Here is a 19,712-nt window from a genome sequence, read left to right as displayed (position 1 = left end):
CTGAATGTGCGGTTTGACATGCGCCGCCTGTTCACCACGCCGTTCGCCCTGCAACTGCAGGACACGCTCGCCGAGACCGGCGTACTGCTGCCGGCCATGCCCGAGGGCGACGCGCTGTGGAACTGGCACCGCCAGCACTTGTTCATGCTTGCCCTGCTGGAGCAGCCGTCACGCTGGCTGGCGCTGATCGACCCGACCCTGCCAAGCCAGTTGCACTACCCGTCCGGGCATCCGTTCGCCCCGTTGCACGCCCTGCTCTGCCAACAACTGCCCAGCCCTGACGGCAGCAGTGGCCTGCTTGGCAGCCTGGATACCCGCGACCCTGTACAGGCGATGGTTTCAGCGCGGTTGCTGACCCTGCAACAAGCCCTGAGCAGCACGCGCCTACCCGGTGCAGCGCAATTGCTGGCCTGCCTGGAGCATGACGATGGCAGCCTGGGCAACGACCATCCTCTGGGCTATCTGCTGTTTTGCGCCGTGCTGCACCATGACCGCTCCCTGGACACCGAGCAACGTGAACGCCTGCGCCAGCGCCTGGATGCGCTGGCGCCGCAGGATGAATGGTTCGAGGCACTGCGCAGCGGCCTGCTGCAAGGCAAGACCAAGCATCCACCGGCCGAACTCGCCCATGCCCACGGCGTCGACAGCCGTGCGTTCAATGATGTGCTCGACGCCCTGGACAGCTTGTACAACGATTGCGCGCCGCCGAAGATCCGCGCCTTGCGCGCCTTGCAGAAGATCAAGGACGACCCGCAGCAGGACCTGGGCTTGCGCTGTGCAATCATGGCCGTGCTGTCGTGGAGCGAGCGCATGTTGCGCAATGCCCTGCAGCACCCTCCCGCGAAATTCTGGGCCGTGTGGAAACTCAACAGCCGCCTGAACCGCTCAGGGTTTGCCTTGAACCTGGCGGCCGCCGCCCTCTGCGCCAGCATGATGCTCACACTGCCAGTGTTGATGCTGGTCACGGTGCTGCTGCTGATCAGTGCCTTCCTCAGGCGCCTGCGCGACCTTGGCCAGGGTATCCCGGCGCTGATCCTGCTGCTCGTGCTGAGCAGGGTGCTACCGGTACTACCGCTGTTGCTGCTGTTGCTGCCCGGTGACCGGCTGCCGAACCGCTACGGCTCGCAACCGGGCCAGCAAGCGCTGCTCGATGACAGCCTGCAGGCTACCCTGCGGCGGCTGAACGTTCAGTAGCGCAGCTCGTCAAGCGCCTGGCTCAACGCCTGGCGCTCACGGCTGATCTCAGCGGCCTGTTGCCCGGCTAGCACAGCGTTGAAGGCGTCCAGCCAGCTGCCGATCAGCTCGCGCTCGTCGCCCAGGCTCTGCATCCAGGCCCGCTCCAGACGGGCCAGCAGGGTGCGGTTGGGCAGCGTGTCACGCGGGTGGATCTTCAGCCGCGCCAAGCGCTCCTCGCTCGCCAGGCGCGCCTCGGCATCCAGCCCGGCGGGGCTGCGGTCGATGCTGTGGCTGTGCTTCTGGCCGCTTTCGAGGAAGGTCACATCCACTTCCAGCAAACCGTTGATGTCGTAGCTGAAGCGCACGTCCAGCGACTGGATTTCACCGGTCGGCTGCAACGGGACCTCGAAACTGTCCACCAGGATGTTGTCCCGCACCCACGGCCGCTCGCCCTGGTACACGGCGATGCGCACGAACTTCTGCTCTGGGTGGCTGCTGTAGAAGCGCTGCACCTTCGAGGTAGGGATCACCGTGTTGCGCTCGATGATCGGCGAGAACGCTCCGGTGACGTCGTCGCCCCGGGACGAGGCCACACCGAGGGTGTAGGGGCAGACATCGGTCAGAATCAGTTCGTCGATGGCCGCGTCGCGGGCCTTGCAGGCGGCCTGGCTGGCGGCGCCGAGGGCGACAATGGTGTCCGGGTCCAGGTGCCGGTACGGCAAGCGTCCGAACAGCTTGGCCACCAGTCGCTGCACCTGCGGCATGCGCGTGGCGCCACCGACCAGCACCAGGCTGTCCAGCTCGCGCGGGCTCAACCGGGCATCGCGCAGGGCCTGCTCGATGGGCGCACGCACCCGGGTCAGCAAAGGCGCCCAGATCGCCTGCAGCTTGAGGTCGTCCAGCCGCCACTCGCGGGGCTGCGCGCCATCGTGCCAGTCCAGCACGCGGCTGCCCTCGCCCGCCTCGCGCTTGAGCTGTTCGATGGCGTCATGCAGGCTGGCCAGGGCCTGGGGGGCCAGGTCCTCGGCCTTGAGGTTCCAATCGCGCAGGCAGGCCTGCAACAATGCCTCGGTAAAATCCTCGCCGCCCAGGTAATTGTCACCGGTGGAGGCATGCACCTCGATCAGCGGCAAGGCGTACTCCAGCACGGTGACATCGAAGGTGCCGCCGCCCAGGTCGAACACCAGGGTGCGCTCGAACTTCTGCTCATGCAGGCCATAGGCCATGGCCGCGGCGGTCGGCTCGTTGATCAGCCGCTGGACCTTCAGCCCGGCCAGCTCGGCGGCGAAGACCGTGCGCTTGCGCTGCTCGTCGCTGAAATACGCCGGTACCGAAATCACCGCCTCGCTGACCGCGCAGCCCAGGTGCGCCTCGGCATCCTGCTTCAATGCGCCCAGCACCAGCGCCGACAATTCTTCAGGCGTGAATCGATGCTCGCCTAGCGCATAGCGCTTGTCGCTACCCATGAAGCGCTTGAACGCCGCCGCGGTGCGCTCGGGGTGCGTGGTCAATCGCGACCGGGCAGCCTGGCCGACCAGGATCGAGCCGTCGTCATCGACACTGACCACCGAGGGGGTGAGCACTTCACCCACGGCATTAGGGATCAGCCGAGCTTCGCCGTCCTGCCAGACGGCAATCAGGCTGTTGGTGGTGCCGAGGTCGATACCGAGCAGTGGCGTGGAATAGGTGGGGGGGTTGGAGAGGCTGGCATCCTGCATGATCGGTCTCTGGCTTGCGATAGGAACCGACGCGGGGCCTGCTGGCCACATGCGGCGGACAGGGGCATTCTGGCGTAATGCCAGAAACAAAAAAAGCGACCCTAAGGTCGCTTTCTCTGTTGCTTCCGGGTGTTCAGTGGGCCCTGGAAGCTAAATATGGCGCGGCGGACGGGACTCGAACCCGCGACCCCCGGCGTGACAGGCCGGTATTCTAACCGACTGAACTACCGCCGCGCTATACATCGAGTGGTGGGTGATGACGGGATCGAACCGCCGACCCTCTGCTTGTAAGGCAGATGCTCTCCCGGCTGAGCTAATCACCCTTCGTCTCGGTGTGGCGCGCATTCTACGGAGGACCTCCTACCCTGGCAAGCACTTTTTTCAAATTTTTTGAAAAAAAATTCCAGGCCTTTCAAAGACCTAGCCGCGCCGCGATTTTCTTCCTCTATATAGGACTGCTGGCCCTATGACAGGGTTGGCCTGGAAGCGCCCCTCGGAGAATAATGCCCGCCTTATGTATTAAGGAGAGATTCCCCCTCATGTGGTTCAAGAACCTGCTGTCCTATCGCCTGACCCAGGAAGTACCGTTCGAGGCCGAGGCGCTGGAGGCCGCCCTGGCCAGCAAGCCGGCCCGCCCCTGCGCCAGCCAGGAACTGACCACCTACGGTTTCGTCGCGCCGTTCGGCAAGGGCGAGGACGCGCCCCTGGTTCACGTCAGTGGCGAGTTCATGCTGATCGCCGCACGCAAGGAAGAACGCATCCTGCCCAGCAGCGTGGTCAACGACGCGGTCAAGGAGAAGGTCGAGGAGATCGAGACCGAGCAGATGCGCAAGGTCTATAAAAAGGAACGCGACCAGATCAAGGACGAGATCATCCAGGCCTTCCTGCCGCGCGCCTTCATCCGCCGCTCGATGATCTTCGCCGCCATCGCCCCGCGCCTGGGCATGATCCTGGTCAACTCGGCCAGCGCCAAGCGCGCCGAAGACCTGCTGTCGACCCTGCGTGAAGTGATCGGCTCGCTGCCGGTGCGCCCGGCCACCGTAAAGATCGCGCCAAGCGCGACCATGACCGACTGGGTCAAGTCGCAGCAGGCCGCCGAAGGCTTCTTCGTTCTCGACGAGTGCGAGCTGCGCGACACCGCCGAGGACGGCGGCATCGTGCGTTGCAAACGCCAGGACCTGACCAGCGAGGAAATCCAGCTGCACCTGAGCACCGGCAAGCTGGTCACCCAGCTGGCCCTGGCCTGGCAGGACAAGCTGTCGTTCGTGCTCGACGACAAGATGGTGATCAAGCGCCTGAAGTTCGAGGAGCTGCTGCAGGAGCAGGCCGAACAGGATGGCGGCGACGAGGCCCAGCAACAGTTCGACGCCAGCTTCCAGCTGATGATGATGACCTTCACCGAGTTCCTGCCGGTGCTGTTCGAAGCCCTGGGCGGCGAAGAGATCCCGCAGGGGGTGTGAGGGTCAGGCCGGCGCGGCCCAGCGGCGCCGGCTGAACTTCAGGCGCACCCGCAGTCGCCGGTGCGCCTCACGATCCAGTGCGTCCCTGGGGATGCACTGGCTCTGGCTGAACATGCGCCCCTTGCGCACGAACCGCAACACCACCATGGCCGGCAGGGCGACGCTGTCTCGGCACAGGCGCGCCGGCTGCCAGCCCTGGGCGCGGCTATAGAGGTGCCAGCCACGCAGGTCGCGGCGCAGGCCGGTGATGGCCTCGGGGTGGGTGAGCAGGACGCGCCGGGGAATAGCCCAGCAGGCGTGGGCAAGACAGACGACGGCCAACAGGCCGCGCAGCCACCCGGGCAGCGCCATCAGCGCGAGGGTAAGCAGTGCCAGCGCCAGGCTGGCGAGGTAGGCCGTCAGCAGCAGGCGCGAGCCTTGCCAACGGCACTCGAAAACTTCACTTGGGCTGAACACGGTCCAGGATGATGCGGACCATGCGCTGCAGTTCCGGATCCTCGGACTCGCTGCGCTCCATGAACCAGCCGAACATGTCCTGATCCTCGCAGGTCAGCAGGCGACGGTACAGCTCGCGGTCGGCTTCGCTCAGGCTTGGGTAGACCTCCTGGGTGAAAGGGACCAGCAGCACGTCCAGTTCCAGCATGCCGCGACGGCTATGCCAGAAAAGCCGGTTGAGTTCAGTTTGTTCGACCATGGGGCCCTCCTCGAGTGGTCGCGCAGTATACCGCGCAGCGAACGAAGCGGCACAAGGCGTTGGTCTAGTCACCTACCTATTTTGTTACCGGCGTTCTATGATGGCCGCCAGTCTTTAGCTACCGCGATGACCCATGGCCGATTCCGCTTTCTTCTGTACCCTCTCCCATGAGGGCATCCTCGCCGTCCGCGGCTCCGACGCCGGCAAGTTCCTGCAAGGTCAGCTGACCTGCAACATCGGTTACCTCAACGACGAGCACGCGAGCCTTGGCGCCCGCTGCATGGTCAAGGGCCGCATGCAGTCGAGCTTCCGTATCCTGCCCGAGGGCAATGGCTACCTGTTAGCCATGGCCAGCGAGCTGCTCGAGGCGCAACTGGCCGACCTGAAGAAATACGCGGTGTTCTCCAAGGCCACGCTGAGCGACGACAGCGCCGCCTGGACGCGCTTCGGCCTGCAGCAGGGCGACGCCGCCCTGCAGGCGCTGAGCCTGTCCGTGGCGGAAGAGGCCGGCGCGACCGCCCGTCATGAGGGTCTGATCGCCGTCCGCGCTTCGGCCGGCCGTGTCGAACTGTGGGCGCCTGCCGAGCAGGCCGCCGCCGTTACCCAGAAACTGGCCGCCTCGCTGCCCGAGGGCACGCTCAACGACTGGCTGCTGGGCCAGGTCCGCGCCGGCATCGGCCAGGTCATGGGCCCGACCCGCGAGCTGTTCATCCCGCAGATGATCAACCTGCAGGCCGTCGATGGCGTGAGCTTCAAGAAAGGTTGCTACACCGGCCAGGAAATCGTCGCCCGCATGCAGTACCTGGGCAAGCTCAAGCGCCGGCAATATCGCCTGGCGCTGGCCGAGACAGCGGTACCCCAGCCGGGCGCCGAGATCTTCTCGCCGACCCACGGCTCGTCGGTCGGCGAAGTGGTGATCGGGGCCAGCACCGGCAGCGCCGTCGAACTGCTGGCCGTGCTCAGCGCCGAGGCGGTGGCGGACGACAACCTGCACCTGGGCAGCCTCGAAGGCCCGCGCCTGTCGCTGCTCGACCTGCCTTACGAACTGGACCGCGACCGGGAAATCCAGCGCTGACCAGCCCGCCCCGGCGACATGCCGGGGCTGCACCACCTTTGCCGTAGAGAAGTCCATGAACAAGCTGGCCGAGAAGGTCCAAGCGCAACTGCTCGCCGCCATCGACCGGGACGACCTGGTCCTGCCGACCCTGCCGGAAGTCGCCCTGAGCATCCGCGAAGCCGCCGAAGACAGCGAGATTAGCGTTTCCGCCCTGAGCAAGGTGATCGGCCGCGACGCCGCGCTGTCGGCCCGCCTGATCAAGGTGGTCAACAGCCCGCTGATGCGCGCCGCCGTCGAAGTCACCGACCTGCACACCGCCATCACCCGCCTGGGCATCAACTACAGCTGCAACCTGGCCATCGGCCTGGTGATCGAGCAGATCTTCCATGCCCGCGCTCCGGCGGTGGAACACAAGCTGCGGGATATCTGGGCCAACAGCCTGGAAGTCGCGGGCATCAGCTATGAACTGTGCCGCCGCTACACCCAGCTCAAGCCCGACCAGGCCACCCTCGGCGGCCTGGTGCACCAGATCGGCGCCCTACCGGTGCTGATCTATGCCGAGGAGCACAACGAGCTGCTCTCCGACCCGATCTGCCTGCATTTCGTCATTGAGCAGATCCAGCCGGTACTGGGCGACAAGATCCTCAGCGCCTGGGAATTCCCCGAGCAGTTGGTCAACGTGCCCAGCCAGGTGCAGGACCTGGACCGGCGCACCGACCAGATCGACTACATCGACATCGTGCAGATCGCCCGCTGCATCAGCCAGCGCGAGCGCAGCCGACCGCTGGCCGCCCTGCCCGCCTACCGCCACCTGGGCCTGCCCTATGGCACCGAGCTGGATATCACCGAGCTGCTGGATGCGCGGGGCATGCTGCGCTGAATCGACAGGCCCCACGATGACCTTCAGTCCGCGATAAAACTCACCCGCACCTTCAGCCCGCCCCGCTCGCCGTCGTGCAGGCTGATCTGCGCCAGATGCGCCCGGCAGATCTCGCCGACGATCGCCAACCCCAGGCCGCTGCCCTGGGCGCTGCGTCGGTAGAAGCGCTCGAACACCCGCTCACGCTCGTCCTCGGGAATCCCCGGCCCGTCGTCCTCGACTTCGAGCACGGCCGGCGCCAATACCCGCAGGACCACATCGCCGCCGGGCGGGGTGTGGGCAAGGGCGTTGTCCACCAGGTTGCTGAGCAGTTCGTTGAGCAGGGTCGGCTCGCCCTTTAGCCACACCGGCGCCTCGGCCTCCAGCGCCAAGGCGACGCCGCGGGCATGGGCCAGGGGCGCCATGGCCATGCCCAGTTCACGGGCCAGCTGGCTCAGGTCCAGGCGCTGGGCGCCGCCCTCGGCGATGGCGCGGGCGCCGTTCTCCACCCGCGCCAACGACAGCAATTGGTTGGCCAGGTGGGTGAGCCGGTCCGTGCCCTGGGCGGCGGCTTCGAGGGTCTTGCGCCATTCGTCCGGCTCCCGTGAGCGCAGGCCCAGTTCCACCCGCGCCTTTAGCGCCGCCAGCGGCGTGCGCAGTTCGTGGGCGGCGTCGGCGATGAACTGCGCCTGGCGTTCGAACTGGCCCCGCAAGCGCTCGGTGAAGTGATTGAGCCCGCGCACCAGCGGCCCCAGTTCACGCTGCACCTGGACCACCGGCAAGGCGCGCAGGTCGTCCGGCTGGCGCTCCTCCACCGCCGTGCGCAAGCGCTCCAGCGGGCGCAGCGCGGCACTCACCGCGAACCACACCATCACCAGCGCGCCGAAGGCCAGCATGCCCAGGCGCAGCAGGGTGTCGGCCATCAATCCGCGGGCCATGCGCACCCGCGCCTCCTCGGTCTCGGCCACGCGGATCTCGGCCATGCCGTTCATGTTCGGTTCGCTCACCGCCTTGAGCAGGCTGACCACGCGCACGTCCTGGCCCAGGTAGGTGGCGTTGTAGAAGCGCGCCAGCGCCGGATAATCGTCGGTGCGCGGCGTGCCCGCAGGCGGAGGCGGCAGGTTCTCGTAGCCGGAAATCAGCTTCTGGTGAATGTCCAGCACCTGGTAGTAGATGCGCCCGGCGCTGTCGTAGGCGAACGTATCCAGGGCCACATAGGGCACGTCGGCGCTGAGGGTGCCGTCGCGCTGCGACAGGCCGGCGGCGATGGTCCGCGCCGACGCCAGCAGGGTCCGGTCATAGGCGGTGTCGGCGGCTTCGCGACCGTTCCAGTAGGCGCTCAGGCCGCTGGCCAGCATCAGCACCACCAGCAGCAGCGCCAGGTTGCCCAGCAAGCGCCCGCGCAGGCTGCCGTTGTCACGCATCGCGGTGCTCGAGCAGGTAGCCCAGGCCACGGAAGGTGACGATGGCCACCGGGTGGCCGTCGAGCTTCTTGCGCAGGCGGTGGATGTAGATCTCGATGGCGTCGGGGCTGGCCTCCTCGTCAAGGCCGAACACCTGGGCCGCCAGCTGTTCCTTGCTCATCACCCGACCAGGGCGAGCGATCAGCGCCTCTAGCACGCTCTGCTCGCGCTGGGTCAAGGTCAGCGGCTCGCTGCCCAGGCTGAAGCGCCGGGTATCCAGGTCGTAGACCAGCGGGCCGCAGCGCTGCTGGCGCTCGCCACCAAGCACGCTGCGACGCAGCAGGGCCTTGACCCGCGCTTCCAGCTCGGTCAGCTCGAAGGGCTTGGCCAGGTAGTCGTCGGCGCCGAGGTTCAGGCCGTGCACGCGGTCCTTCACATCGCTGCGGGCGGTGAGCATCAGCACCGGCAGGGTCTTGCCGCGCCCGCGCAGACGCGCCAGCACCTCGAAACCGTCCAGCCGCGGCAGGCCGACATCCAGCACCGCCACGGCGTAGTCCTCGCTGGCCAAGGCCAGGTCGGCGGCCACGCCGTCATGCAGCACGTCCACGGTCAGGCCCTGGCTCTTGAGGGCCTGGGCCACGCTTTCGGCCAGTTGCAGATGGTCTTCGACCAGCAGCACACGCATCGGATTCTCCCTGTTCGGCTGGGCTTTTTGCGCGGAGTGTAACGCCGTGGCGGGCGCTGTGAAGCCCTCGCCGGAAACCTTTCACGCTGAAAGGTTAGCGAAAGGTTGGTTGCCTAGCATCGCACCACGGTCGCCCCGTGCGCCGCAAAAAGCACCAGCAAGGTGCAACACATAAGAACAATAAATGGAGTCACCGACGATGCTGTCCATGCAGCCGCAGGCGTTCGCGCCTATCCGTTCGTTCGCCGCCCGACCTTCCGCCCTCGCCAGCGCCTTCGCCCTTGCCGGTGTCGCGCCCATCAGCCAGGCCGCCTTCTTCGAAGACAGCACGGCCACCTTCGAAACCCGCAACATGTACTTCAACCGCGACTTCCGCGACGGCACCAGCGCGCAGCAATCCAAGCGCGACGAATGGGCCCAGGGGTTCATGCTCAATTTCGAGTCCGGCTACACCGAGGGCACCGTGGGCTTCGGCCTGGACGCGCTGGGCATGGTCGGGGTCAAGCTCGACTCCAGCAAGGACCGCACGGGCACGGGCCTGCTGCCCACCCACGACGACGGCAAGGCCGCCGACGAGTACTCCAAGCTGGGCCTCACCGGCAAGGTCAAGGTCTCGCAGACCGAGCTGAAGATCGGCACGCTGATCCCCGAACTGCCGACCCTGCAGCCCAACGACGGGCGCATCCTGCCGCAGACCTTCGAAGGCGGTCTGGTCACCTCGAAGGAGATCAAGGGCCTGACCTTCACCGGCGGGCGCCTGGAAAAGGCCAAGGACCGCGACGACAGCAACTGGGAAGACCTGGCCCTGAACAACAAGAACGGCCGCTTCGGCGGCACCTTCAGCGCCGACAACTTCGACATGGGCGGCCTGGACTACCAGTTCACCGATCGCATCACCGGCAGCTACCACTTCGCCCAGCTCGACGACATCTACCGCCAGCACTTCATCGGCCTGCTCGCCACCCAGCCCTGGGGCCCTGGCACCTTCGGCGCCGACCTGCGCCTGGCGATCAGCGACGACGCCGGCGCGGCCAAGGCCGGCAAGATCGACAACACCACCGTCAACGGCATGCTCAGCTATACCCTGGGCGGACACAAGGTCAGCGGCGCCTGGCAGCAGCTGTCCGGCGACAGCGCCTTCCCCTACGTCGATGGCGCCGACCCGTACCTGGTCAACTTCGTCCAGATCAACGACTTCGCAGGCAGAGACGAACGTTCCTGGCAGGCGCGCTACGACTACAACTTCGCCGCCCTCGGCATCCCCGGCCTGACCTTCATGACCCGCTACATCAGCGGCGACAACGTCAGCCGCGCCGCCGGTGGCGAGGGCAAGGAGTGGGAACGCAACACCGAACTGAAGTACGTGGTACAAAGCGGCCCGTTGAAGAACGTCGCCGTGCGCCTGCGCAACGCCACCTTCCGCTCCAACTTCACCCGCGACGCGGACGAGGTGCGGCTGCTGGTGAGCTACAGCGTGGCCCTGTGGTAACCCATAACAACAACGCTCACGGAGATAGACGATGACCTTTTCACTGCGCCGCCTCGTCCTGGCCACCGGTTGCCTGCTGCTGGCCGGCAACGCCCTGGCCGCCGAACCGAAACGCCCCGAATGCATCGCCCCGGCCTCGCCCGGCGGCGGTTTCGACCTGACCTGCAAGCTGGTGCAGAGCGCCCTGGTCAACGAGAAGATCCTCAGCAAGCCCATGCGCGTGACCTACATGCCCGGCGGCGTCGGCGCGGTGGCCTACAACGCCGTGGTCGCCCAGCGCCCGGCGGATGCCGGCACACTGGTGGCCTGGTCCAGCGGCTCGCTGCTGAACCTGGCCCAGGGCAAGTTCGGCCGCTTCGACGAGAACGCGGTGAAATGGCTCGCCGCGGTCGGCACCAGCTATGGCGCCATCGCGGTGAAGAGCGACTCGCCCTACAAGACCCTCGACGACCTGGTCGCGGCGCTGAAGAAAGACCCGAGCAAGGTGGTGATCGGCTCCGGCGGCACCGTCGGCAGCCAGGACTGGATGCAGACCGCGCTGATCGCCAAGGCCGCCGGGATCAACCCGCGCGACCTGCGCTACGTGGCACTTGAAGGCGGTGGCGAGATCGCCACCGCGCTGCTGGGCGGGCACATTCAGGTTGGCTCCACCGACATTTCCGACTCCATGCCGCACATCCAGAGCGGCAACATGCGCATCCTCGCGGTGTTCTCCGACAAGCGCCTGGACGAGCCGGAGATGAAGGACATCCCCACCGCCAAGGAGCAGGGCTACGACATCGTCTGGCCGGTGGTGCGCGGCTTCTACCTGGGGCCAAAGGTCAGCGACGAGGACTATGCCTGGTGGAAGGCTTCGTTCGACAAGCTGCTGGCGTCCGAGGACTTCGCCAAGCTGCGCGACCAGCGCGAACTGTTCCCGTTCGCCATGACCGGCGAGGAGCTGGACGGCTATGTGAAGAAACAGGTGGCGGACTACAAGGCGCTGGCCCGTGAGTTCGGGCTGATCCAGTAAGCCTCCCCCGCTCCTACAGGGGGCCGCGCCGTGTCGAACATTACCGAGGATTCTCCCATGATCCTGCAACGCCTCTTCGCCCTGGTCCTGCTGGCGGTATGCGCCGCCCTGGCAGTCATGGCCTGGCCCTATCAGGCCGCCTTCTCCTATGAACCGGTCGGCCCGCGCGCCTACCCACTATTGATGCTCGGCCTGATGAGCCTGGGCCTGCTGTACCTGGCGATCCGCCCCACGCCCATCGTACGCAAGGACGACGAACCGGAGCTGGACCGCGAGACCCTGATCAAGATCGCCGCCTGCGTCGGCCTGCTGATCGTCTTCGCCAGCACCTTCGAAGCCCTGGGCTTCATCCTCAGCGCCATCCTGGCCGGCGTGCCCATGGCCCGCCTTTATGGTGGCCGCTGGCTGCACAGCGCCCTCGTGGTGGTGGGCATGAGCCTGTTCCTCTACTGGCTGTTCGACCGCGTGATGGACGTGCCCCTGCCCCTCGGCCTGCTCGACGTACTGGAGAACTGACATATGGATACCTTGAGCTACCTGGGCCAGGGCTTCGGCGTCGCCCTGAGCCCGTACAACCTGGTCACCGCCCTGACCGGCACCCTGATCGGCACCGTGGTTGGGCTGCTGCCGGGCCTGGGCCCGATCAACGGGGTGGCCCTGCTGATCCCCATCGCCTTCGCCCTCGGCCTGCCGCCAGAGTCGGCGCTGATCCTGCTGGCCGCGGTGTACCTGGGCTGCGAATACGGTGGGCGGATCAGCTCGATCCTGCTGAACATCCCCGGCGAAGCCTCCACCGTGATGACCACCCTCGACGGCTACCCCATGGCCCGCCAGGGCCTGGCCGGCGTGGCCCTGTCGCTGTCGGCCTGGAGTTCGTTCATCGGCGCCTTCATCGCCACCTGCGGCATGGTGCTGTTCGCCCCGCTGCTGGCGAAATGGGCGATCGCCTTCGGGCCGGCGGAGTACTTCGTGCTGATGGTGTTCGCCATCGTCGCCCTCGGCGGCATGGCCGGCGACAAGCCGCTGAAAACCTTTATCGCCGCGCTGATCGGCCTGTTCCTCTCGGCGGTGGGCATCGACGCCAACAGCGGCGTGTACCGTTTCACCGGCGACAGCGTGCACCTGGCCGATGGCATCCAGTTCGTGGTGCTGGTGCTGGGCCTGTTCTCCATCAGCGAGATCCTCCTGCTGCTGGAAAAGACCCACCACGGTCATGTGGCGGTCAAGGCCACCGGGCGCATGCTGTTCAACCTCAAGGAAGCGGCCTCGGTGTTCTTCGTCAACATCCGTTGCGGCCTGCTGGGCTTCTTCATGGGCGTGTTGCCGGGTGCCGGCGCGACCCTGGCCAGTGCCGTGGCCTATATGACCGAAAAACGCATCGCCGGCGACAAAGGCAAGTTCGGCAAGGGCGACGCCCGTGGCCTGGCCGCGCCTGAAACCGCCATCGGCGCTTCCTGCTGCGGCGCCCTGGTGCCGATGCTGACCCTCGGCGTGCCCGGCTCGGGTACCACCGCAGTGATGATCGGCGCGCTGACCCTGTACAACATCACCCCCGGCCCGCTGCTGTTCGAGCAACAGCCGGACATCGTCTGGGGGCTGATCGCCTCGCTGTTCATCGCCAACCTCATGCTGATCATCCTCAACGTGCCGATGATCCGTGTGTTCACCCGCATCCTCGCCGTGCCGAACTGGGCGCTGGTGCCGGTGATCGCGATCATCACCGCGATCGGCGTGTACGCGGTGCATGCCACCACCTTCGACCTGTTCCTGATGGTCGGTATCGGCATCATGGGCTACATCCTGCGCAAGCTGGACTTCCCGCTTTCGCCGATCCTGCTGGGCTTCATCCTCGGCGGGCTGATGGAACAGAACCTGCGCCGCGCGCTGTCGATCTCCAACGGTGAACTGGGCATCCTCTGGTCGAGCCCGATCAGCATGGGTGTGTGGGTGCTGGTGGTGTGCATGCTGAGCCTGCCGCTGCTGCGCAGCTGGCGCAAACGTGCCCTGCAACGCCGGGCCATGGCCGATGCCTGATCGCTCGGTGCCACTGTTCTGGGCCACCGGACTGGTCGGCCTTGCCGGCGGATTTCTCGCCAGCAAGGTCGGCTGGCCCTTGCCGTGGATGATCGGCTCGTTGCTGGCGATCATCCTGGTGCGCTGCCTTACCCCCTGGCAACTCAGTGAAATCCCCAATGGTCGCAAATGCGGGCAATGGATCATCGGCATCGGCATCGGCCTGCACTTCACCCCGGCGGTGATCGAACAGGTGGCCAGTCACTTCGCGCTGATCTTCTTCGGCGCGCTGTTCACCACCCTCTCCAGCGTGATCAGCGTGTGGCTGTTGCGGCGCACCGGTGAGGACCGCGCCACGGCGTTCTTCGCCAGCATGCCGGGCGGTTCGGGCGAGATGGTCAACCTCGGCGCGCGCAACGGCGCGGTGCTCAGCCAGGTGGCCGCGGCGCAGAGCCTGCGGGTGCTGGCGGTGGTGCTGTGCGTGCCGGCGCTGTTCAAGTTGCTGCTTGGCGATGGCGCGCCGCTGAACCATGCCGGCAGCGTGAGCTGGGGCTGGCTGGTATTGATCGCGCCGCTGGGGGTGCTGATGGCGCTGCTCTGGCAGCGTCTGCGCCAGCCCAACCCCTGGTTGTTCGGACCGTTGCTGGTGGCAGCCAGCGTGAGCCTGGCGGGCAACCTGCAGATCGGCCTGCCCAACGGCGCCAGCCAGATCGGCCAGTGGCTGATCGGCAGCGGCCTGGCCTGTCACTTCAACCGCGCATTCTTCCGCCGGGCGCCGTCGTTCCTTGGCCGGACATTGCTGGCCACGGCACTGTGCATGCTGATCGCCGCAGGCGCGGCCTGGGCGTTGAGCCTGCTGACGCACCTGGACCTGCGCTCGCTGACGCTGGGGATGATGCCCGGGGGCATCGCCGAGATGAGCCTGACGGCGGAGACCCTGCAACTGTCCGTGCCGCTGGTGACGGCGCTGCAGGTGATGAGGCTGTTGTTCGTGCTGTTCCTGGCCGAGCCGTTGTTCAGGCGCTGGGCCAGGACATGAAATCAAAGGGCCGCGAAGCGGCCCTATGATTTCATGTCACAACGGCGGCAACGCCCAATCGATCGGCGCCATCCCGCGTTGCTCCAGGAAGCTGTTGGTACGGCTGAAATGCCCGCAACCAAAGAACCCACGGTAAGCCGACAGCGGCGAGGGATGCACCGACTTGAGCACCAGGTGCTTGCTGGCATCGATCAGCTTCTGCTTGCTCTGCGCATGGGAGCCCCACAGCAGGAACACCACGTTCGGGCACTGCTCGCTGACCACCTGGATGATCCGGTCGGTGAAGAACTCCCAACCTCTCTTCGCGTGGGACGCGGCATTGGCACGCTCCACGGTCATGGTGGTGTTGAGCAGCAGCACGCCCTGCTCGGCCCAGCTCTGCAGATAGCCATGCGCGGGGATCGGCAGGTTGAGATCGCGCTGCAGCTCTTTGTAGATATTGACCAGCGATGGCGGCGTGGGGATACCCGGCTGCACCGAGAAGCACAGGCCATGGGCCTGGCCGGGACCGTGGTATGGGTCCTGGCCGAGGATGACCACCTTGACCTGCTCCAGCGGTGTGGAATTCAGGGCGTTGAAGATCAGCGGCCCAGGCGGGTAGATCTCCTTGCCGGCGGCGTGCTCCGCACGCAGGAACTCGCGCAGCTGCTGCATGTAGGGCTGGTCGAACTCGGCGCGCAACGCGGCCTTCCAGCTGGGTTCGAGTTTGATGCGATCGTCGTCGGTCATGGGGGCATCCAAAAGCAAAGTGCCGCGACACTAGGAAAGCCGGGCCGGCTTGTCAATCGATCCGACCGACGACCGGCAGCTTCGCCGCGGCAGGCCATACTGAGGGGATGACCTGCGCGAGGTAGTCCATGTCCATTCAATGCGAGGTACTGACCGGCGCCGACGGCGCCCGTATCGGCATCGCCACCCTGGATGCGCCCAAGGCGCTCAACGCCCTGACGCTGCCCATGATCGAGGTGCTCGACGAACGGCTGCGCGCCTGGGCCAGCGACCCCGGGATCGTCTGCGTGCTGCTGCGCGGCAACGGGCCGAAGGCCTTCTGTGCCGGCGGCGATGTCCGCGCCCTGGTCGAGGCCTGCCGCCAACACCCCGGCAGCGTGCCGCCGCTGGCCGCTGCGTTTTTCGCCAGCGAGTACCGCCTCGACCACCGCCTGCATACCTACCCCAAACCCTTGTTGTGCTGGGGCCACGGCCATGTGCTGGGCGGCGGCATGGGCCTGCTGCAAGGCGCCGCGGTGCGTATCGTCACCCCCAGCAGCCGCCTGGCCATGCCGGAAATCAGCATCGGCCTGTACCCGGACGTCGGCGCCAGCTGGTTCCTCGCCCGACTGCCGGGCAAGCTCGGCCTGTTCCTGGGGCTCACCGGCGCCCCGCTCAATGCCCGTGACGCACTGGACCTGAACCTGGCCGATCGCTTCCTGGGCGAGCACCAGCAGGAGGCGCTGATCGAGGAACTGCTGCAATTGAACTGGCAGGAGCAGACCACCCTGCAGCTCAACAGCCTGCTCAAGGCCGAGCAGCACCGCGCCTGCGCCGAACTGCCGCAAGGCCAGTGGCTGGCGCGCCGCGGCGTGATCGACGAAGTGCTCGACGTGGCCGACCCGGTAGCGGCCTGGCGGGCCCTGGCCGGCCTGGCCACGCACGCCGATCCCGTGCTGGCGGCGGCCGGCCAACGCCTGCACGAGGGCTGCCCGCTGACGGCGCACCTGGTGTGGGAGCAGATCCGTCGGGCGCGGCACCTTTCGCTGGCGCAGGTATTCCAGATGGAATACACCCTGAGCCTGAACTGCTGCCGTCACCCGGAGTTCAGCGAGGGGGTGCGCGCCCGTCTGTTGGACAAGGACAACACCCCGCACTGGCACTGGCCGGATGTGGCGCAGGTGCCGGCGGCGGTGGTGGAGGCGCATTTCAGCAAGGTCTGGGAGGGGCGGCATCCGTTGGCGGAACTGGGATGACGTCAGTGCCCTGTCACCGCGACCAGCCCCGCTCGCCACCGCGGCCCACATCGGGTCGACGGTCACGGTTGCCCTGCCCGTTGGAGTGCCAGCGATCGCCCCGACGGTCGTCATTGCGGTAGTCGTGGCGGTCGCGATCCCGACCGTAGTCGTAGCGCTGGCGGTTGCCGTAGTCATAACGCGGATTCCCGTGCCAGCGCGGTTGCATGCCGGGCGCCGGATAAGGGCGGTACTGTGGCACCGGCGCCGGCCCGTAGTAACGCGGCGCAGGCTGGTAGTAGTAGCGGGTCTGCGGTACCACGTAATAGCGGTCCTGGCGGTAATAGCCTGGGTAAACGTAGCGATCGCTGGTGTAGTAGTCGCTGCGGTAGTAGCCACCGCTCTCGTAGTAAGGGGCGCAGGCGGAGGTCAGCAGTCCGAGCAGGACGACGAGCAGGATTCGTGGGTACATGGCGGCCTCCTGGACCGCAGGGGTGCCCGGCACAGCGACGCTGGCGGGCGTCGACGACAAGCAGTTGGTCGACACAGGATAAGACCGTGGCAACAGGGTTCAGTGCCATTTGCGCAACAAATTGAAACAGGTCCTATAACCCTGAAAAACATGCAGTCATTTTTCGGTCATCTCACTAGAATGTGGCCACCGGCACACTTCACGGGAAGATCATGCCTTCGCCTTCCGCCCTGTTCTCGCAACGCTCGCTGCTCGTCGCCCTGCTGCTGCTGCTGGCCGGCGGCTTCCTGGCCACCTCGCTGCTCGGCTACTACGCCTCGCGCGGGGCGATCCGCGACGGCATCGTCAACACCGAGTTGCCGCTGACCTCCGACACCGTCTACTCCGAGATCCAGAAAGACCTGATCCGCCCGGTGCTGATCGCCTCGATGATGGCCCAGGACACCTTCCTGCGCGACTGGGTGCTGGCCGGCGAGCAGGACACCGGGCGCATCACCCGCTACCTGGGCGCCGTGATGGGCAGTCAGGCCACCTGCACCAGCTTCTTCGTCTCCGACCGCAGCCTCACCTACTACCAGGCCAAGGGCGTGCTCAAGCAGGTGCGGGCCGACGCCTGGCGCGACGCCTGGTACTTCCGCCTGCGCCAGTCGGGCAAGCCCTATGAGATCAATGTCGATGTGGACATGGCCAACCAGGACAAACCCACCGTATTCATCAACCACCGCGTGCTCGATTATCAGCAGCGCTTCATCGGTGCCGCCGGCGTGGGCTTGAGCGTGGAGTCGGTGGTCCGACTGATCGACGAATACCAGCGACGCTACCAGCGCTCGGTGCTGTTCACCGACGCCGGTGGAAAGGTTTTGCTGACCGGCTCCGACGGTGGCCCCCATGGCCTGCGCGCCGGCCAGCAACTGGCCGACAGCAGCCAGTGGCACGACCTGCTGGCACGCATGCCGACACCGGCCAGCGGCAGTCACGAGTACACCGACAACGACGGCCACAGCCACTTTCTCAATGTGCGCCTGCTGCCGGAACTGGACTGGTACCTGCTGGTGGACAAGCGCGAAAGCGGCGCCCTGGACCGCATCCGCCAGTCGCTGTACCTGAACTTGGCTATTTGCGCCATGATTACCCTGGTAGTCCTGTCACTGCTCAATGCCATGATCAAGCGGCACCAGGACAACGCCGAGGCACTGGCCACCCTCGACAGCCTCACCGGCCTGCCCAATCGCCGCAGCTTTGACCTGCTGGCCGGCCAGGCGCTCATCGAAGCACAGCGTGACAGCGCGCCGCTGGTCGCCCTGCTGATCGACCTCGACCACTTCAAGACCCTCAACGACACCCATGGCCACCTGGCCGGCGACGAAGTGCTGCGCCAGTTCGCCAATGTGCTGCAGGGCAGCCTGCGCCAGTCCGATATACTGTGCCGCTGGGGCGGCGAGGAGTTCATCGTGCTGCTGCGCGAAGCCGAAGGCCGCCAGGCCATCGAGGTGGCGGAAAAGATCCGCCGGCGCACCGAGCAACTGACCTTCAGCCACGCCGACCAGCCTCTGCGCCTGACCGTGAGCATCGGCCTGTCCGCCCTGCGGCGCGACGACAGCCTGCACAGCCTGCTGACCCGGGCCGACCATGCGCTCTATCGTGCCAAACAAGGCGGACGCAACCGCGTCTGCAGCGAAATGCCCGGACCCGACCATGCCTGAACTTCAACGCTGCCCCGCCTGTGGCGCCCTCAACCAGTGCGGCCTGGCCGACCCGCGCAACGCCGCGCAAGGCTGCTGGTGCTTCGACGTGGCCATCGACCCGACGCTGATCGAGGCCCTGCCGGCCGAGCTGCGCGACAAGGCCTGCCTGTGCCCGCGCTGCGCGCAGGTGGACGCGCAGCTCAAGGCAGCGCCAGCGCGCACGATCCGCTAGACTGCGCGCCGATTTCCCGCAAGCGACCCGCCCCATGCGCCTCGACCGATTCCTCGGCAACCTGCCCTGCTACAACCGCCAGCAAGTGCGCCTGCTGCTGGCCCAGCGGCGCGTGCGCGTGGATGGCCTGCCGACCGGCGACCCGCTGCTGGAGGTGCGCGAGTTCAACCGCGTCGAGGTCGACGAGCAGCTGCACCAGGCCGGGCGTCCAGCGCGCTACCTGATGCTGCACAAGCCCGCCGGGTGCGTCAGCGCCACCCAGGATCCGCAGCACCGCACCGTGCTCGACCTGCTGCCGGCAGCGCTGCGCGATGACCTGCACATCGCCGGACGTCTGGACTACAACACCACCGGGCTGCTGATCCTGACCAACGATGGTCAGTGGTCGCGGCGCCTGACCCAGCCACGGACCAAGCAGCCCAAGACCTATCTGGTGCACACCGAGGACGAAATCGGTGCACATTACATCGATCGGTTCCGCGAAGGGTTCTACTTCGCCTTCGAAGACCTCACCACCCTGCCCGCGCAGCTGGACATCCTCGGCCCGCGCAGCGCGCGCCTGGTCATCGTCGAGGGCCGCTATCACCAGGTGAAGCGGATGTTCGGACACTTCCAGAACAAGGTCGTGGGACTGCATCGGGAAAGCATGGGGTCGATCACACTGGACCCGATATTGCATCCGGGAGAATTCAGGGCGCTGACCGCCGAGGAAATCGCCTCGGTCTGAACGAACTCGCCATTCGGCAGTTTCCCACGAAAGATTGCCTCAACGGCA

General features: G+C 66.4%; 20 protein-coding genes and 2 tRNA genes. 13 read left to right on the top strand and 9 right to left on the bottom strand.

Going from position 1 to position 19,712, the window contains the following annotated elements; genetic code table 11:
• Positions 1-1,194 (top strand): DUF805 domain-containing protein (locus CC207_RS20320; RefSeq protein ID WP_143496145.1); only part of this gene is annotated, 1,194 nt, incomplete at its 5' end.
• On the opposite strand, the gene CC207_RS20315 is transcribed toward CC207_RS20320, so the two are convergent.
• The 3 genes from CC207_RS20315 to CC207_RS20305 all read right to left on the bottom strand — a co-directional run bounded on the left by CC207_RS20315 (position 1,188) and on the right by CC207_RS20305 (position 3,217).
• Entirely contained in the window at positions 1,188-2,894 is a 1,707-nt protein-coding gene (locus CC207_RS20315; protein ID WP_088852657.1) for a molecular chaperone HscC, read from the bottom strand. The two genes, CC207_RS20320 and CC207_RS20315, sit on opposite strands and share 7 nt — an antisense overlap.
• Positions 2,895-3,051: 157 nt before the next feature.
• Positions 3,052-3,128: transfer RNA gene (locus tag CC207_RS20310), tRNA-Asp, on the bottom strand.
• Between the two features lie 13 nt (positions 3,129-3,141).
• A tRNA-Val gene (locus tag CC207_RS20305) sits at positions 3,142-3,217 on the bottom strand.
• Between the two features lie 216 nt (positions 3,218-3,433).
• Here CC207_RS20305 and rdgC point away from each other — a divergent pair.
• A complete protein-coding gene (rdgC, locus tag CC207_RS20300) occupies positions 3,434-4,354 on the top strand; it encodes a recombination-associated protein RdgC (protein WP_028690157.1) in 921 nt (306 codons plus the stop codon).
• Between the two features lie 3 nt (positions 4,355-4,357).
• Here rdgC and CC207_RS20295 read toward each other — a convergent pair whose 3' ends face one another.
• Complete coding sequence (locus CC207_RS20295; RefSeq protein WP_088852656.1) at positions 4,358-4,810, bottom strand: protein YgfX; 453 nt, start codon at positions 4,808-4,810, stop codon at positions 4,358-4,360.
• Positions 4,794-5,048, bottom strand: coding sequence for a succinate dehydrogenase assembly factor 2 (locus tag CC207_RS20290; RefSeq protein WP_028690159.1), 255 nt, complete (start codon positions 5,046-5,048; stop codon positions 4,794-4,796). Before CC207_RS20290 ends, CC207_RS20295 begins: the two co-directional genes overlap by 17 nt.
• Positions 5,049-5,181: 133 nt before the next feature.
• Here CC207_RS20290 and CC207_RS20285 point away from each other — a divergent pair, with 133 nt between their 5' ends.
• Both CC207_RS20285 and CC207_RS20280 read left to right on the top strand, forming a co-directional pair.
• Positions 5,182-6,123, top strand: a complete 942-nt coding sequence (locus CC207_RS20285) for a folate-binding protein YgfZ (RefSeq protein WP_069016076.1) — start codon at positions 5,182-5,184, stop codon at positions 6,121-6,123.
• A 55-nt stretch (positions 6,124-6,178) separates the two neighbouring features.
• Positions 6,179-6,985, top strand: a complete 807-nt coding sequence (locus tag CC207_RS20280; protein WP_028690161.1) for an HDOD domain-containing protein — start codon at positions 6,179-6,181, stop codon at positions 6,983-6,985.
• 23 nt (positions 6,986-7,008) lie between these two features.
• Here CC207_RS20280 and CC207_RS20275 read toward each other — a convergent pair whose 3' ends face one another.
• Positions 7,009-8,388 carry a sensor histidine kinase gene (locus CC207_RS20275; protein ID WP_028690162.1) on the bottom strand — a complete coding sequence of 460 codons (1,380 nt, stop codon included), beginning with the start codon at positions 8,386-8,388 and terminating at the stop codon, positions 7,009-7,011.
• Entirely contained in the window at positions 8,381-9,052 is a 672-nt protein-coding gene (locus tag CC207_RS20270; protein WP_028690163.1) for a response regulator, read from the bottom strand. The genes CC207_RS20275 and CC207_RS20270 overlap by 8 nt, the downstream gene beginning before the upstream one ends.
• 199 nt (positions 9,053-9,251) lie before the next feature.
• On the opposite strand from CC207_RS20270, the gene CC207_RS20265 reads away from it, so the two are divergent.
• The 5 genes from CC207_RS20265 to CC207_RS20245 are packed head-to-tail and all read left to right on the top strand — an operon-like array spanning position 9,252 to position 14,605.
• Positions 9,252-10,541 carry an OprD family porin gene (locus CC207_RS20265; protein WP_028690164.1) on the top strand — a complete coding sequence of 430 codons (1,290 nt, stop codon included), beginning with the start codon at positions 9,252-9,254 and terminating at the stop codon, positions 10,539-10,541.
• Positions 10,542-10,572: 31 nt separating this feature from the next.
• Positions 10,573-11,553 carry a tripartite tricarboxylate transporter substrate binding protein gene (locus CC207_RS20260; RefSeq protein ID WP_028690165.1) on the top strand — a complete coding sequence of 327 codons (981 nt, stop codon included), beginning with the start codon at positions 10,573-10,575 and terminating at the stop codon, positions 11,551-11,553.
• A 57-nt stretch (positions 11,554-11,610) separates the two neighbouring features.
• Positions 11,611-12,069, top strand: a complete 459-nt coding sequence (locus CC207_RS20255) for a tripartite tricarboxylate transporter TctB family protein (protein ID WP_028690166.1) — start codon at positions 11,611-11,613, stop codon at positions 12,067-12,069.
• Between the two features lie 3 nt (positions 12,070-12,072).
• Positions 12,073-13,587 (top strand): tripartite tricarboxylate transporter permease, encoded by a 1,515-nt coding sequence (locus CC207_RS20250; protein WP_062364151.1) that lies wholly within the window; start codon positions 12,073-12,075, stop codon positions 13,585-13,587.
• The gene (locus CC207_RS20245) at positions 13,580-14,605 is read left to right on the top strand and encodes an AbrB family transcriptional regulator (RefSeq protein ID WP_028690168.1); all 1,026 of its coding nucleotides are present in this window, start codon (positions 13,580-13,582) and stop codon (positions 14,603-14,605) included. Before CC207_RS20250 ends, CC207_RS20245 begins: the two co-directional genes overlap by 8 nt.
• 36 nt (positions 14,606-14,641) lie before the next feature.
• On the opposite strand, the gene ung is transcribed toward CC207_RS20245, so the two are convergent.
• Positions 14,642-15,334, bottom strand: coding sequence for a uracil-DNA glycosylase (ung, locus tag CC207_RS20240; RefSeq protein WP_028690169.1), 693 nt, complete (start codon positions 15,332-15,334; stop codon positions 14,642-14,644).
• Between the two features lie 128 nt (positions 15,335-15,462).
• Between ung and CC207_RS20235 the strand changes: the two genes are divergently transcribed.
• On the top strand, positions 15,463-16,569 hold the full coding sequence (locus tag CC207_RS20235) for an enoyl-CoA hydratase/isomerase family protein (RefSeq protein WP_088852655.1): 1,107 nt from the start codon (positions 15,463-15,465) through the stop codon (positions 16,567-16,569).
• 13 nt (positions 16,570-16,582) lie between these two features.
• Here CC207_RS20235 and CC207_RS20230 read toward each other — a convergent pair whose 3' ends face one another.
• Entirely contained in the window at positions 16,583-17,020 is a 438-nt protein-coding gene (locus tag CC207_RS20230; protein ID WP_088852654.1) for a hypothetical protein, read from the bottom strand.
• 212 nt (positions 17,021-17,232) lie between these two features.
• Between CC207_RS20230 and CC207_RS20225 the strand changes: the two genes are divergently transcribed.
• Genes CC207_RS20225 through CC207_RS20215 form a run of 3 tightly spaced genes read left to right on the top strand, consistent with a single transcriptional unit; the run spans position 17,233 to position 19,664 of the window.
• Complete coding sequence (locus CC207_RS20225; RefSeq protein ID WP_069016079.1) at positions 17,233-18,723, top strand: diguanylate cyclase; 1,491 nt, start codon at positions 17,233-17,235, stop codon at positions 18,721-18,723.
• Positions 18,716-18,937 (top strand): cysteine-rich CWC family protein, encoded by a 222-nt coding sequence (locus CC207_RS20220; RefSeq protein ID WP_028690173.1) that lies wholly within the window; start codon positions 18,716-18,718, stop codon positions 18,935-18,937. The genes CC207_RS20225 and CC207_RS20220 overlap by 8 nt, the downstream gene beginning before the upstream one ends.
• Positions 18,938-18,971: 34 nt before the next feature.
• Positions 18,972-19,664 (top strand): 16S rRNA pseudouridine(516) synthase, encoded by a 693-nt coding sequence (locus CC207_RS20215; RefSeq protein ID WP_028690174.1) that lies wholly within the window; start codon positions 18,972-18,974, stop codon positions 19,662-19,664.
• The last annotated feature ends 48 nt before the right edge of the window (positions 19,665-19,712 follow it).

Origin of the sequence: Pseudomonas sp. DrBHI1, assembly GCF_002205115.1 — a bacterium.
GTDB classification, from domain to species: Bacteria; Pseudomonadota; Gammaproteobacteria; order Pseudomonadales; family Pseudomonadaceae; genus Aquipseudomonas; species Aquipseudomonas mosselii.
This window is presented reverse-complemented; position numbering and strand designations above follow the sequence as displayed.